This window comes from Roseateles sp. GW821-FHT09G09, assembly GCF_059415965.1.
Genome location: NZ_JBWKOG010000007.1, coordinates 236940 through 251228, shown reverse-complemented (window position 1 = coordinate 251228; position 14289 = coordinate 236940). Strand labels below are relative to the sequence as shown.

Sequence of the window (14289 nt, the reverse complement as noted above, 5' to 3'; positions counted from 1 at the left end):
GAGGGGCTCACTCGTCTGCCTTGATGTTGGCCGCGGCGATGACCTTGGCCCATTTCGTCACTTCGCCCTTGAGGCGCTCCTGCGCGGCGGCCGGCGTCAGCGGCGCCTGCGCCACCACGCCCTGCTGGGCCAACTGTGCCAGCACCTCGGGCTTCTTCAGCGCCTTGTAGATCTCGGCGTTCAGGCGCGACACGATGTCCGCGGGCGTGCCCGCGGGCACCAGCACCCCGAAGGTCGAGGTCACCAGCAGGTTGGGGAAGCCGGCCTCCGCCGTCGTCGGCACGTCGGACAGGTTCGGGTCCCGCGCGGAGGCCGCCACGGCCAGCGGCGTCAGCTTGCCGCCCTTGATGAACTGCAGCACCGCCGGCACGGTCTCGGCCATGAACTGGATCTGGCCGGCGATCAGGTCGGTGACGGCGGGGCCGCTGCCGCGGTAGGGGATGTTGTCGGTGGCGAGCTTGCCCTGGAGCTTCAGCATCTCCGAGGCCATGCGCTGCGGCGCGCCGGCGCCGGAGGAGCCGAAGGACGTCTTGCCCGGATTCGCCTGGATGTAGGCGACGAGCTCCTTGAGCGACTTCGCCGGCACGCCGGTGTTGGCGACGAAGACCAGCGGCACGCTGCCGACGACGGCGGCGGTCTGGAAGTCCTTGACCAGGTCGTAGCGGACCTTGCCCTTCTCCAGGGTCGCGATGGTCGAGTGCGACGTCATCGCGCCCATCAGGATCGTGTAGCCGTCGGGCGCGGCCTTGGCGACGGCCTGCGCGCCGAGGTTCCCGCCCGCGCCGGCGCGGTTCTCGACGATGACCTGCTTGCCCAGTCCCGTCGAGAGTTCCGCCGCGAGGATGCGGGCGATGATGTCGGTCGCGCCGCCGGGCGAGAACGGGACGATCATCGTGATGACCTTGTCCGGCCACGTCGCTGCGACGGCGGATCCGCCCAGGGCGAGCGAAGAAGCCGCGACGCCAGCGGCGGCGGCAAGGACCTGGCGTCGGTCGACACCGGGTTTCGGATGGGATGAGCTGGGCATGTTGTCTCCTGGCCTTGAGGATGGCGCTGTTGTGGGTCGCATGTTTCGTCAAACGCGACCTGAGAACAATTTGCTTCCCATTGCTTCAGAGCAAAAAATTCCTTATGTTCCGTGGCGCCGGTCCGGACCGGCGCGATGAAGGACGAAGGACGAGGGAATGGATCTGCGCTACGTACAGAGCTTCGTGACGACGGTGGAATGCGGCTCCATCGCGGAGGCCGCTCGAAGGCTGGACATGACCGCGCCGGCGGTCGCCGCGCGGCTGAAGGCGCTGGAGGACGACCTCGGCACGCCGCTGATCCGGCGCTCGGGGCGCTCGGTGAAGCCGACGGCGGCGGGGCTCAACATCTTCGACCGCGCGCGCAACATGCTCCGCGAGGAGCGCGACCTGCGCGCGCTCGCCAACGAGAAGGTGCAGCTGGGCGAACTGCGGCTGGGCGCCTTCGTTTCGGCGCTGACGACGGTGCTGCCGCCGGTGCTGCGGCGCCTGTACGCGAGCCACCCCGACCTCTCGGTCTCAGTGGTCTCGAACGCGTCGACGGAGCTGGTCCGGATGGTGGCGGCGGGCGACCTGGACGCCGCGGTGGTGGTGGAGCCGCAGTTCACCATCCCCAAGACCTGCGAGTGGCGCGAGCTGATGACGGAGCCGCTCGTGGTGGTGGCGCCGAAGGAGCTGGCCCGGCGCGACGCGCTCGATCTGCTCCGCACCGAGCCCTTCATCCAGTACGACCGCTCGGTGCTCGGCGGCCAGTTGGCGGACCGCTACCTGCGCCAGCAAGGCCTGACCCCGCGACGCCGGCTGGAGATCAACGGCCTGATGTCGATCGCGGCGATGGTGGACCAGGGGCTGGGCATCTCGCTGCTGCCGGACTGGTCGGCGCTGTGGTCCAGCGGTCTGGCGATCCAGAAGGTGCCGCTGCCCGGCACCGCGCCGGTCCGGAAGAGCGGCTTCGTCTGGAGCGCGCAAAGCCCGCGCGCACCGCTGGCTCGGATGTTCCTGGAACAGGCGGAGGCCTTGTTCGCGTCGACGGGGAAACGCAAGCGGTGATGCGATAAATCCTGGCAAAGCAGGCGGATAGGCATTTCGAGCGTCGGAGGTAGGTAAACACCTGGAAAACCATCCTTTTATCGCGTTGACCGCTGTTTTCGGCGTATAGTCCTGCCAAAGCAGGAGGAAAGATGCGTAGAGTCGTTCGCGAGCCTTTTCCCGACCCAATGATCCGCGACGCCATGGCCTTCGGGCAGGCGGTCCGCGCTGCGCGCACGGCGGCGGGCATCAGCCTGGAAACTGCAGCGGAAGCTCTGGGCATCAGCAAAGCCACGATGAGCGACGTTGAGAGCGGCAAGGGGACGGTGGCGTTGGGAACTGCACTCCGCGCGGCGCGGGATCTCGGCGTCGCCTGCTTCGCGACCCCTCTGGCGAGCCACCTCGAAGCCTCCCGCGCTCTGCAGGACCTGCGAAGCGGCAATCCGGAGCCATGGGGCGGCACTGGCGCCGAACGCGCCCTTCCGGCTTCGCGGCGACAACGCGGGACCGCCGAATGAACCATCTCGCGATCCGAGCTTCAGGCCGGCAGGTTGGCACGCTGATCCACGACCCGGCGCGGAATCTCTTCGACTTCGTCTACGACCAGGACTGGCGCCGATCGGAAGACAGCTTCCCCTTGAGCCCGCAGATGCCGATGGCATCGGACGCCGCCGAGGCGGACGGAGCCCCCTTCGACGCGCTGGCACCGGAAACGCGCTCTGCCATCGCCAGGGCGTTCTTTCAGAACCTGCTGCCGGAAGGTCAGGCGCTGGACGTCGCGGCACAGGCGAACGGCCTGTCCAAGGCCAATCTCGCAGGTCTGCTGCTCGCGCTCGGCTCGGAAACCGCCGGCGCATTGAGCGTCTGCCTGGCGGACGCGCAAGCCACACCGATCGCCGCGAGGGAGGCGTTGCGCGCACTGCCGCTCGGCGAGTTGAGCGAACGCATCCGTGCTCGGTCCCAGACGCCCTTCTCCGTCTGGGACGGCAAGGTGCGACTGTCCATCGCAGGCTTGCAGGACAAGATCGCCGTGTTCGAAGACAACGGCGACCTCTTCCTGGCCAACGGCGATGGCTTCGCCTCGACGGTCATCCTCAAGCCCGCGCCGCAGAATCCGCGCTTCGGCGACCTGCCGGCGGTCGAGCATGTGTGCATGCATCTGGCAGCCGCCGTGGGCATTCCGACCGCGCGGACGCGACTGCTGCACGTGCCGGAGCCGGTGCTCCTCGTCGAACGCTTTGACCGCAGGCGCTCGACGGACGGCCGCGTGGAGCGGCTGCACATCGTCGACGCCTGCCAAGGACTCGGCCTCACGCCGGACTTCAAGTACGAGCGCGCCTACGGGGATCAGGACGCGGTGAAACACCTTCGCGACGGGGCCTCGCTGCGGCAACTGTTCGGTCTCTCGGCAGCCAGCGCCTCCCCGTTGTCCATGCGCATGCAGCTTGTGGAACGCGTCGTCTTCAATGTCCTCATCGGCAATACCGACGCACATGGCAAGAACTGGTCGTTCTTCATCGAGCGGCGTGCCGGGCTGCTGAGCCTGGCCCCCGCCTACGATCTGGTCGACGTCGCGGCGGTCGCCGACGAGCACATGAGCACGAGCTTCGCCATGGGCATCGGGGACGCGTTCCATCTGGAGGAGCTCGGGGTCTTCCAGTGGGCAAGCATGGCCGTGGAATGCGGCCTCGCCCCTCGACAGTTGGCCACACGCATCCGGGCCTTGAGCACGCGACTGCCCAAGGCGCTCGGCGACTCACGTCCGATGCTGGAGGAGCAGGGCGTGACCCCGGCCCTGCTGGATGCCCTGGCAGCCCGGCTTCAACATCGCTGCGAGTTCGTCGCCAGGCATGCGTCGTTGATTCCGCAGGTCTCTCCCGAGGACCTGATGTGATGTGTCCGCGCCGGCGCGCCAGCCATGCCGCCCCGGCATAACAGCTAGCGCCATCGCGGCATTGGTTGCGGCGGGGGCTCCGCCCAGAATGCGCGCGGGCGGTTCCTCCCGGTCCGACCCGCAGCGCGCCGCCCCCCCGGCGCCGACTCCCCCACAAGGTCCCCATGAAGAGACAAGCATTCCTCTGGGCTGGCGCCGCATTGGCGTTCGCCGCTCCGCTCGCGCTCGCGCAGTCCCTCCCCGCCGGCCCGATCAAGATCGTCGTCGGCTACTCGGCCGGCGGCGCCGTGGACGTGGTCGCCCGCGCGGTCGCCGTGCGGCTGCAGACCGAGCTGAAGCAGCCGGTCATCGTCGACAACAAGCCCGGCGGCGGCAGCAACATCGCCGCCCGCGGCGTCGTCACCGCACCGGCCGACGGCGCCACGCTGCTGATGGCCGCCAACGCCGTCGCGGCCAACATGGCCCTCTACCAGCCGCCGCCCTACGACGTCGAGAAAGACCTGGCCCCGGTGGCCTTGATCGGCCGCGTGCCGGTCATCATCGCGGTCAACCCCGAGTCGCCCTACAAGACGCTCGCCCAGTTGATCGAGGCCGCCAAGGCCAGGCCGGAATCCGTCGGCTATGCGACGCCCGGCAACGGCTCCACGCCGCATCTCGCCGTCGAGCTGTTCGCGAGCGCGGCCAAGATCAACCTGATGCACGTGCCCTACAAGGGTGGCGCCCAGGCGCTCACCGACGTCATCGGCGGACAGGTCCCCGTCGTGGCGCTCAACGCGCTCGAGATCCTGCCGCACTGGAAGAGCGGCAAGCTGCGCCCGCTCGCCGTGCTGAGCGCCCACCGCTCCAGCCTGTTCCCCGACGTGCCGACGATCGCGGAGTCCGGCTTCCCCGGCTTCGAGGCCTCGGTCTGGTACGGCCTGATGGCGCCGGCCGGCACGCCCAAGCCGGTGCTCGCCGCGCTGAGCGCCGCCGCCGTGAAGGCCGCCCAGTCGCCGGAAGTGAAGGAACGCCTGGCCCAGGCCGGCGGCGAAAGCACGCCCGCCGACGCCGCGGCCTTCGGCAAGCACCTGCACGGGGAGCGCGAGCGCTACACGAAGCTGATCACGGCCGCCAAGATCAAGCCGGACTGAGCGCACGGCCCCGCGTCGCGCCCTGCAGCCTTGCAGCCCTGGCGACGTGGCGACGTGGCGACGTGGTGACGTGGTGACGTGGCGCAGCGTCCGGGCGAGGCTCGCGCAACTTCGCGGACGGCGGGCGCTCTGCGCCTCCGCCGCGCGGCCCGGCCGGGTATTCACGCTCACGACAGCCGGGGAATCGTCGTCTCATCGATCCACAAGATCAGGAGACACCATGTCCACGCCCCGTTCCACACCCCTCGCCCCTGCCGGCGTTGCACGTGCCGCCTCCCGCCGCACGATCCTCAACGCGGCCGCCAGCGCCGCCCTGCTTGGCACCTTCGCTGCGCTTCCCGCGCTGGCACAGGAGGCCTTCCCCTCGAAGCCGATCCGCTTCATCGTGCCCTACGCGGCTGGCGGCACGACCGACCTGGTCGCCCGCACCGTCGGCGCGCACATGGCGCAGACGCTGGGACAGGCCGTCGTCGTCGAGAACCGCGGCGGCGCCGGCGGCAACCTTGGCATGGACGCCGTGGCCAAGTCCGCGCCCGACGGCTACACGGTCGGCATGGGCGCCATCTCGACCAACGCGCTGAATCCGCACATCTACAAGAAGATGTCCTTCGACCCGCGCAAGGACTTCAGCGCGATCGGCCTGCTGGGCCATTCGACGATCGTGCTGGAGGTCTCGCCGTCCGTGCCGGTCAAGACCGTCGCCGAGCTGCGCGCACATGCCGCCAAGAACCCCGGCATGCCCTTCGGCACGGCCGGCGCGGGCACCTCGATGCATCTGGCCGGCGTGCTGTTCGGCCAGCTCAGCCACACCGAGTGGGTGCACGTGCCCTACAAGGGCAGCGCGCCGCTGATCACCGACCTGATCGGCGGTCAGATCCCCGTCGCCTTCGACAATCTGCCCGCCTCGCTGCCGCACATCCAGGCCGGCAAGCTGCGCGCGCTGGCGGTGGCCGGCTCGCAGCGCAATCCGGCGTTGCCGGACGTGCCGACGCTCGCCGAAGCCGGACTGCCCGGCTACGCGATCGAGCCCTGGTTCGGCGTGTACGGTCCCGCCGGCCTGCCCGCCCCCGTCGTGCGCCGGCTGGAGCAGGCGCTGAAGGCCGCGCTGGCCGATCCCGGCGTCAAGGAGAAGCTGATCGCCGCCGGCTTCTCGCCGAAGTCCTCGACCGCCGCGGAACTCGCGACGCTGTCGGCGCAGGAGTACGAACGGCTGGGCAAGGTGGCGCGCAGCGCCAACATGTCGGCGGACTGAGCGCCCGCGCGTCCGGCGTCAGCGCGCGGGCCGCGTCACCACGGCCCCCGCCTTGCACGACGCCCCGTCGAACTGCGTCGTGCCCGGCGCGCCCTTGCCGCCGGTGCTGCCGTCCGCGGGCGTCCATTCGTTCACCAGCGGCAGGCTGCCGCCGAGGTCCGCGGCGTTCATCGCGGTGAAGCGCGTCTGCCATTGCGAACCGTGCGGCGTGTTGAACAGCTGCAGCTTCACGAGGCCGCCGCGACCGGTGGGAAGGTTCACCGCGTAGGTGGCGAAGTTGTCCGCGCTGGTCGCGTCCTTCGCACCGCGCTTGTAGCCGGACGCATCGTTGGGCTTGTTCCAGTCGCGGTAGCCGATCGGCAGCAGATGGCGCAACACCGAGCCGTCCGCGTAGGTCGCCACCAGCGTGTAGTCGCAGCCGTGGCTGACGCAGTAGTCGCCGTTCCAACCGCCGGGCTTGTCGCTCACGATGCGGTCCACGTCGGCCTGCACGGTCGGGTCGATGCGCTGCGGCAGGTTGCCGGTCCACGCCGGCGTCACCACCATCGTGCTGGCCGTCGGCGCGAGGTTGAAGTGCGACACCGTGCCGATCACCGTCTGCACCTGCTGGTCCAGCTGCAGCACGTCCGTGCCGGCGCGGGCGCGGTCGTCGCCGGCGATCTTCTCGAAGGCGCCGGTCGTGCGGTTCCAGCGCTTGTAGCCGCCGCCGTAGGTCGAGTCAGGGAACAGCTTGTCCAGGAAGCCCTGCTGCAGGATCGCCGCCTGGTAATCCGAGAACGCGCTCCACCGATAGCTCTGCGCGTTGCGATCCTCATCGCCGCCGGACATCGGCGTGCGCTGGTAGCAGACGCCGTTGACGGTGCGGTTGTCGCAGGACAGGCCGCTGAATTCGCGCGTCGTCAGCAGCTGCTGCCGGACGCTGTCGAAGCCCCAGGCGGAGCCGCTCTTCGTGCCTTGGGGGTATGGGTCGTCGCCAGCATCCGCCGCCGCGTCCGCGTACGGCAGGCCGTAGGCGTGCCCCATCTCGTGGTTGAAGATCGCCGAGTAGATCGTGTCGGGCCGGGAGTCGCCGCCCGACACGGCCACGCCGCCGCCGCCCAACCCGCCGCCGGTCGACGCCGCGACCTGCCGGCCGCCGCTGATCGTCTGGATGAAGCCGTAGAAGCCCGCCGCGAAGGCCTGGTCGCGGTTGGCGGTCCAGCCGCGCATGTCGCGGAGGAGGCGCAGCATCCGGGCGTTCGTGTCGCCATCGATGGCGCGGTAGTCGGCCCATGAGGAGACCGTCATCGCCGGATGGCAGAACTTGTCGTCGTTGCGGCCGGCCACCGCCAGCTGGTCGATCGTGACCGCGCCGGCAAGGCGCGTGTCCAGTGTCGCGACGGGCAGCTTCTCGCGGTATTCGGCGTCGATCGGGTAACCGGCCGTCGAGGTCGCGCCGAGGTTGAGGTCCGGCACGACCGACTGCGCCGCACGCGCGCCGAAGAGGTAGATCGGCACCGTGTGGTGCTTGAGGGTCGTGGCCGGCGTGACGGTCAGCGCGATCGTCCGGGGCGACGAGAAGTAGGTCTGGCCGACCTCCAGCGTCGCGCCGATCTGCACCCATTCCTTGGGCAGCAGCGCGCTGTATTTGACCGATGAATACGCGACACCGCCGCCGTCAGAGGTCGGCAGCCGGGCCGGCGCATTCATCGTCAGCGGGCCGAGCGTGCGACCGTCGGCGAGCTTCGCGCGGACCAACAGCGTGACGACCGGGGGCGCGGTCCCGCCAGTGCCGGCGGCGCCGGTCGTGGCGGCGGGCTGCAGCATCAGCAGCGCGGCGCGGTTGGCCACCAGCTGCAGCTTGCGGCTCTTGTTGAGTTTGGCCTCGTTGGGCGATTGCAGCGTGCGGCCGCCGGGCGGGATCACATGCGTCTGGGCGAGTTCGACCCCCATCAACTCCGGCGTGATCGTCGGCGCGGGCGGGGACACGATCGCCGGGTCGGACGTCGGCGCGGGTGCTGGGGCCGGTGTTGGCGCCGGAGCCGGTGCGGGCGCCGGCGAAGGCGCCGACGAGGGCCCCGGCAGATAGAGGGCCATCGCTTGAACCGGCGCTGGCGCGGCGGCGGTTGCGGTGCTCGACGTCGTCGCGTCGGGCGCACCGAAACGCATCGGGACGGCTGGCGCCGAACGCGCGGTCACGGTCGGCTGAAGCGGCGCGGGCGGGATCACCGGCGGCGGCGTCGGCACCGCGCCGGTCATGGCGAACCTGGGCTTCCTGGCTGTCGCCGTCGTCGACGCCGGCGGCCGCACGGGACCGATGATGTCGTTGCCGCCGGCGCCCTTCGCGACCGGGGCCGGGGCCGGGCTCGGGCTCCGTTCGGGCGGCTGGCCGTTCCCTGCCTTGAAGGCGGCAAACGACGCTGCGGCGATGAACGCGGCAACGGAGATGACCGCTTTGGGAGAGGGAACCGTCATGAGTGCGACATACGAATCTGAAAAGGCGGCGAATGATGGACGATCCTTCCTCCTTCTCAGGCGCCACCTGACCAACTCTTACACCTGATGCAGCCGATCAACAGGTCACGTCGACGTCAGCACGAACGTCAGGTTTCGCGGCTAGATTCCGGGGTCATGACTTGCCTCTGGACCCCCTCGCGCCGCGGCCTGCTGCAGGCCGCCCTCGCCGCCGGCTGCGCACCGGCCCTGCTCCGGCACGCCGATGCGGCGGCGGGCGCCGGTACCGACGGTGCGCCGCTGTTCGCGTTGGGCGTCGCCTCCGGCAGCCCGCGCGCGGAGCGCGTCGTGCTGTGGACGCGGCTCGTCGGGGACACGCTGCCGGCCGAGGTGCCAGTGCGGTGGGAGCTGGCGGAGGACGAGGCCTTCCAGACCATCGTCGCGCGCGGCACCGAGCGGGCCGAGCCCGGCACCGCGCACAGCGTGCATGCGGAACCCGCGGGGCTGCGTCCCGACCGCTGGTACTGGTATCGCTTCCACGCGCTGGGACAGCGGAGCCCGGTGGGCCGCACACGGACCTCGCCGGCGGCGGGCGCGGCGACGGGGACCTTGCGCTTCGCCATCGCGTCCTGCCAGCGCTACGACCACGGCGAGTACGCCGCCTGGGGCGACATGGCGAAGCAGGACCTCGACCTGGTGCTGTTCCTCGGCGACTACATCTACGAATACGCTTCCGCGGCATCCAGCAAGGCGCCGCGCCGGCATCGCGGCGGCGAGTGCCGGACCCTGGACGACTATCGCCAGCGCTACGCGCAATACAAGGCCGATCCGCAGCTCCAGGCCATGCACGCCAACGCGCCGTGGATCCTCACCTGGGACGACCACGAGGTCCAGAACGACTGGGCGGGCGACGTCTCGCAAGACCTGGCCCCCGACTTCCACCAGCGCCGCATCGCCGCCGCGCAGGCGTATTGGGAGCACCAGCCCTTCCCGAAGCAGATGCGCCCGCGCGGCGTCGACGTGTCGCTGAGCCAGCGCTACGACTGGGGCGGCCTGGCGCGGCTCATCACGATCGACGACCGCTCGTGGCGCGACCCGCAGGCCTGCCCGAAGCCGGGTCGCGGCGGCTCCAACACCGTCGACCTGAAGGACTGCCCGTCGCTGCGCAACCCGCAGCGCACGCTGCTGGGGGCGCCGCAGGAGCAGTGGCTGCGCGACAGCTGGGATGCCACGCGCCCCTGGAACCTGCTCGCGCAGCAGACCTTGATGGCGCGCTTCAATTCGCAGGATCCGGCGCAGGGACCGGGCCGCTATTGGACGGACGGCTGGGACGGTTATCCCTTCGCGCGCGAGCGGCTGCTGCGCGACCTGGAGGCGCGGCGCGTGCCGAATGCGGTGGTGCTGGGCGGCGACGTGCACGCGAACTACGTCGCCGACCTGAAGCTCGACTGGGACGACGCCAAGGCGCCCGTGCTGGCCAGCGAGTTCTGCGGCACGTCGATCTCCAGCCATGGGATGGAACAGGCGCGGCTCGATCACGCGCTGCCCTTCAATCCGCATGTCCATTACGGTCGCAGTGACCAGCGCGGCTACATGCGATTCGAATTGCGGGCCGAGCGGCTCGATGCCGAGCTGCGCAGCGTGCAGACGCCGTGGGATGCGACGAGCCCGGTGGTCACGGCGGCACGATTCGCGGTGGAGGCGGGACGGCCGGGGGCGCAGGCGGCCTGAGACGCGTCGGCAGACATGGCCAGTGCTGGTGGACTGCCGACGCCGCTGGCCCTCACCCCTGCCCTCTCCCGCAAGCGGGAGAGGGAGTAAGAAGGGCGCAGCATTTCCGCTGAGACTGGTGGTTGACACGGTTGCTCTCCCGCAAGCGGGAGAGCGAGCAAGAGGGCCACAGCGCTTCTGCTGCCGTAGACGCTTGACACGGTTGCTCTCCCGCAAACGGGAGAGGGGGTAAGAAGGGCGGCGGTCGGACTCCCTCTCCCGCTTGCGGGAGAGGGTGGGGGTGAGGGCCAGCGGCCGTTGCAGGACAGCCGGCCTGGATCGCCTGTCGACGGCGTCTCGTCTCAGTCCTTCACATTCGGCGTCTTGAAGCCGCCACCGGCTTGTGCGGCCTGGGCCCGGGCTTCATCGAACTCCCAATGCCACGGCTCCTTGCTGACGGTCCGGACGAAGCCGAACGAGGTCGCGTGCCGCTTGAGCCACTCGTAGGTCGGGTTGCCGTCGCCGCCGGCGACGGAGAGGTCGAACGCGATGCCGTTCTGGTGCTTGGAGAAGCCCGGCTTGGCCGCCGTGTTGAAGCCGGGCAGCCCGCGCACGAAGCCGTCGTGCAGCAGCTTCTGCTCCGGGTACGACCGGAAGCCGCTGTTGAGCGTGATCTTCACGCCGTCGTCCTTCGCGGCCGCCACCAGCGCGGCGAAAGGCGCGATGGTCTTCATCGCCAGGCGTTCGATCTCGAGCCCCGAGTCCACGATCGCCACGAGGTCCAGCTGCTCGATGAACTCGCCGTTGTCCCACGCGGCGTTCGGGCCGAAGCGGGTGGCGCCCGGCCCGGGCGGCACGAGCCCGATCGTCTCGTTCATGAAGCTGCCGGCGAGGTTGCGCGTCGACGTCCAGCCGAGCACTGTCGCCCCGTCCGCCGTGGCCGCGCGCCCGAAGACGATGCGCTTCTTGCTGCCGGCCTCCTCGAGCCTGACCTCGACGATGGCCACCGACGTGCCTTTCGCGATGGTCTTGAAGCCGCCGCCGGGCGCGGGGATGAAGGCCATCAGATCGTCGTCGCGGCGGATGCGCGCGTCGGGGTCGTCGATGACGAAGGTCCTGTCGCGAAAGCTTTCTTCAAGACTCACGGCGGGCTCCAGGAGTGGGCGCCGCCAGCGTAAGCCCGACCCGCCGACAAGCGCCAGCGGCCCGAGCCATCGTGTCATCAAGGCTGGGGACGCCGCCAGGCGGCGGATGCCGCCTCAGCGCGTCACGCCGGTCGTGCGATCAGCCCGCCCGACAGCGTGATCGCGACGGCGATCACCAGCGCCAGCTCGTCGCCGCCGAAGAAATCCTTGTCGAAGGCTTCGGAGTCCAAGATGCCGACGACCCGGCGGTCGGCGTCGAACAGCGGCAGGCAGGCTTCGGCGTTCACCTTGGGATCGCAGGTGTAGTAGCCGCCGCCCTGGGCCACGAAGGCCGCCACGTCGTTGATCAGGCGTGCGCGGCCGCTCAGGCCCACGGCGCTGTTGTTGCTGCCCGCGGCGAAGGCCTCGGTCAACGGGAACTCGGCCCGGCTCTCGGCGCCGAAGTAGGCCAGCTTCACCAGCACGGACTCGTCGGCGGACTTGCGCCGCGCCTGGTAGACGCCGAACCAGTGGCTGCGGCTGTGCGCGCGGTAGTAGCGGGTGACGATCGTCGCTTCGGCCAGCAGGCGCTGGTTGTCGTCGCCCTGCCCGCCCAGGATGCCGGCGAGCTCGTACGGCTGTTCTGCCAACTGCCCGAACAGGGAGCAAGCGCCGCCCTCGCCCAATTCGGGCACGCGGAAGCTCCAGCTCACCGGCGTGGCGGCCAACGCCTCCGGCGTCAGCAGCGCCTGCAGCGCCGACTGGTGCTTGCGCACGGCGTCCGCGAACGACGGGGAAGATGCGGCGTCGGCGAGGTCGTCGCGCAGGCCGGTCCATTCAAGGTACAGGTCAAGATTCATGGGTCGGAAAGGAAGTCAGGCAGTCGTCTGGAGATCGAGTTCCCAAGTTTCGCCGACAAGGTCCAACCCGAACCCCTGGAAGGGCTCTGAGCCCACCAGCCGGTAGCCCGCCTTGCGATAGATGTGCTTGGCCGCATCGAGCTGGCTGTTGGTCCACAGCCGCACGCTCCGATGTTGACGGCGCCGCCACACTCAATGCTTCGGTGTGCGATCCCTGTACATCGGACGCGCGGGACGGATCGCCGGCGTGGTGCTTCCCGCCGAGAAATTGCCCGGTCTTGCCGCCAGCAATACCGCCAGCAGGTCGGTCACGTTCAGCGGCTTGTAGAGCAGGCGGTTGAACCCGGCGCCCCCCGCGGTCTCGTCCGTGATCTCCGGACCGCCGCCGGTCAGGCACACGTACATCACGTGGCGCCCCGCCTCGGCGTCGATCAGCTTGGCCTCGGACACGACCTCCAGGCCGTTCATGTCCGGCATGTCGAAGTCGACGAACACCAGCTCCGGCTTGAACAGCTTCAACAGCCGCAGGCCCACCCGGCCGCTGTAGGCGACCGAGGTCGCGCAGCCGTAGCATCGGAACAGCTCGCTGAGGCTGCGCGCGCCTTCCGGATCGTCGTCGATCACGAGCACCCTCAACGCGTGCGGCGACTGCTGCGACGCCTGCGGTGGCGCGTGAGCCGATGTGTCGGACATCGAAGTCTTCTCCCTGAATGCAACACGACGCAACGGCGTTCCGCGCACGACAAGGCGCGGACTGGCAACCACCGTCCGTCGACCTCCTTCCTCGGCAAGCTGCGTGCCCGGACCGGCCCCTCCTAAACCCAGGTCCCGCCACCGTTGTCGCACGGCTAAAGTCTTCCGGTTGAGCCGCGATCAGACGGCCGTCGGGAATTCTCATGAGCGTCTTGGAAGAAGCTGTGGCCGTGGTCCCGGCCGAGCACCTCAATGCGATGCTGCTGGCGCTCCATGCGCTGCGCCGCGGCGACCCGGACGTGCGGTTGCCCTTTCACTGGACCGGCGTCGCGGGCAAGCTCGCCGACGCGTTCAACGAGGTGGTCGAGCAGAACGCCTCGATGGCCGCGGAACTCTCCCGCCTGCGCCAGGTCGTCGGCCGCGAAGGCCGGCTCAAGCAGCGCGCCACCCTGCCGGAGCTGCGCGGCTTCTGGGGCCAGCAGATCGACTGCATCAACGCGCTGATCGACGACCTCGTCCATCCCACCAGCGAAGCCGCGCGCGTGATCGGCGCCGTCGCCGAGGGCGACCTCACCAAGTCCATGGCGCTGGAGGTCGACAGCCGCCCGCTGCAGGGCGAGTTCCTCCACACCGCCAAGACCATCAACCGGATGGTCGAGCAGCTCGGCGACTTCTCCGCCGAGGTGACCCGCGTCGCGCGCGAGGTCGGCACCGAAGGCAAGCTCGGCGGCCAGGCCGAGGTCAAGGGCGTGGCCGGCACCTGGAAGGACCTGACCGACTCCGTCAACTCGATGGCCGGCAACCTCACCGACCAGGTCCGCAACATCGCCGACGTGACCACCGCCGTCGCGCAGGGCGACCTGTCCAAGAAGATCGAGGTCGACGTCAAGGGCGAGTTCCTGACGCTGAAGAACACCATCAACACGATGGTCGACCAGTTGCGCTCGTTCGCCTCGGAAGTGACCCGCGTCGCGCGCGAGGTCGGCACCGAAGGCTCGCTCGGCGGCCAGGCCCGCGTGGAAGGCGTGTCGGGAACCTGGAAGGACCTGACCGACTCCGTGAACTCGATGGCCGGCAACCTGACCTCGCAGGTGCGCAACATCGCCGACGTGACCAAGGCCGTGGCCGCGGGCGATCTG

The 14289-nt window shown here is 69.8% G+C and carries 14 protein-coding genes; 8 read left to right on the top strand and 6 right to left on the bottom strand.

Annotated elements, in window-relative coordinates:
* Window positions 1-7 precede the first annotated feature (7 nt).
* Window positions 8-1027, bottom strand: coding sequence for a Bug family tripartite tricarboxylate transporter substrate binding protein (locus tag AC07O8_RS19945; protein WP_495049692.1), 1020 nt, complete (start codon window positions 1025-1027; stop codon window positions 8-10).
* A 157-nt stretch (window positions 1028-1184) separates the two neighbouring features.
* Between AC07O8_RS19945 and AC07O8_RS19940 the strand changes: the two genes are divergently transcribed.
* The 5 genes from AC07O8_RS19940 to AC07O8_RS19920 all read left to right on the top strand — a co-directional run bounded on the left by AC07O8_RS19940 (window position 1185) and on the right by AC07O8_RS19920 (window position 6330).
* Entirely contained in the window at window positions 1185-2075 is an 891-nt protein-coding gene (locus tag AC07O8_RS19940) for a LysR family transcriptional regulator (RefSeq protein ID WP_495049691.1), read from the top strand.
* A 167-nt stretch (window positions 2076-2242) separates the two neighbouring features.
* Window positions 2243-2572, top strand: coding sequence for a helix-turn-helix domain-containing protein (locus AC07O8_RS19935; protein ID WP_495049690.1), 330 nt, complete (start codon window positions 2243-2245; stop codon window positions 2570-2572).
* Entirely contained in the window at window positions 2569-3948 is a 1380-nt protein-coding gene (locus AC07O8_RS19930; RefSeq protein ID WP_495049689.1) for a HipA domain-containing protein, read from the top strand. The genes AC07O8_RS19935 and AC07O8_RS19930 overlap by 4 nt, the downstream gene beginning before the upstream one ends.
* Window positions 3949-4112: 164 nt before the next feature.
* A complete protein-coding gene (locus AC07O8_RS19925; protein ID WP_495049688.1) occupies window positions 4113-5078 on the top strand; it encodes a tripartite tricarboxylate transporter substrate-binding protein in 966 nt (321 codons plus the stop codon).
* Window positions 5079-5298: 220 nt separating this feature from the next.
* A complete protein-coding gene (locus tag AC07O8_RS19920) occupies window positions 5299-6330 on the top strand; it encodes a Bug family tripartite tricarboxylate transporter substrate binding protein (protein WP_495049687.1) in 1032 nt (343 codons plus the stop codon).
* Window positions 6331-6348: 18 nt separating this feature from the next.
* Here the strand turns inward: AC07O8_RS19920 and AC07O8_RS19915 are convergent, their stop codons facing one another.
* Window positions 6349-8568: a M66 family metalloprotease gene (locus tag AC07O8_RS19915; protein WP_495049686.1), complete on the bottom strand. Its 2220-nt coding sequence runs from the start codon at window positions 8566-8568 to the stop codon at window positions 6349-6351.
* Between AC07O8_RS19915 and AC07O8_RS19910 the strand changes: the two genes are divergently transcribed.
* Both AC07O8_RS19910 and AC07O8_RS19905 read left to right on the top strand, forming a co-directional pair.
* Complete coding sequence (locus tag AC07O8_RS19910) at window positions 8567-8872, top strand: hypothetical protein (RefSeq protein WP_495049685.1); 306 nt, start codon at window positions 8567-8569, stop codon at window positions 8870-8872. The two genes, AC07O8_RS19915 and AC07O8_RS19910, sit on opposite strands and share 2 nt — an antisense overlap.
* Before the next feature lie 68 nt (window positions 8873-8940).
* Entirely contained in the window at window positions 8941-10494 is a 1554-nt protein-coding gene (locus AC07O8_RS19905) for an alkaline phosphatase D family protein (RefSeq protein WP_495049684.1), read from the top strand.
* Between the two features lie 341 nt (window positions 10495-10835).
* Here the strand turns inward: AC07O8_RS19905 and AC07O8_RS19900 are convergent, their stop codons facing one another.
* From AC07O8_RS19900 to AC07O8_RS19885, 4 genes are all read right to left on the bottom strand, one after another.
* Window positions 10836-11618 carry a M15 family metallopeptidase gene (locus tag AC07O8_RS19900; RefSeq protein ID WP_495049683.1) on the bottom strand — a complete coding sequence of 261 codons (783 nt, stop codon included), beginning with the start codon at window positions 11616-11618 and terminating at the stop codon, window positions 10836-10838.
* 122 nt (window positions 11619-11740) lie between these two features.
* Entirely contained in the window at window positions 11741-12457 is a 717-nt protein-coding gene (locus AC07O8_RS19895) for a GAF domain-containing protein (protein ID WP_495049682.1), read from the bottom strand.
* A gap of 15 nt (window positions 12458-12472) precedes the next feature.
* On the bottom strand, window positions 12473-12649 hold the full coding sequence (locus AC07O8_RS19890; protein WP_495049681.1) for a GNAT family N-acetyltransferase: 177 nt from the start codon (window positions 12647-12649) through the stop codon (window positions 12473-12475).
* Window positions 12650-13150: a response regulator gene (locus AC07O8_RS19885; RefSeq protein WP_495049680.1), complete on the bottom strand. Its 501-nt coding sequence runs from the start codon at window positions 13148-13150 to the stop codon at window positions 12650-12652. It lies immediately after the preceding gene.
* Window positions 13151-13353: 203 nt separating this feature from the next.
* Here AC07O8_RS19885 and AC07O8_RS19880 point away from each other — a divergent pair.
* Window positions 13354-14289: HAMP domain-containing protein (locus AC07O8_RS19880; RefSeq protein ID WP_495049679.1), on the top strand; the 936-nt coding region annotated here is incomplete at its 3' end.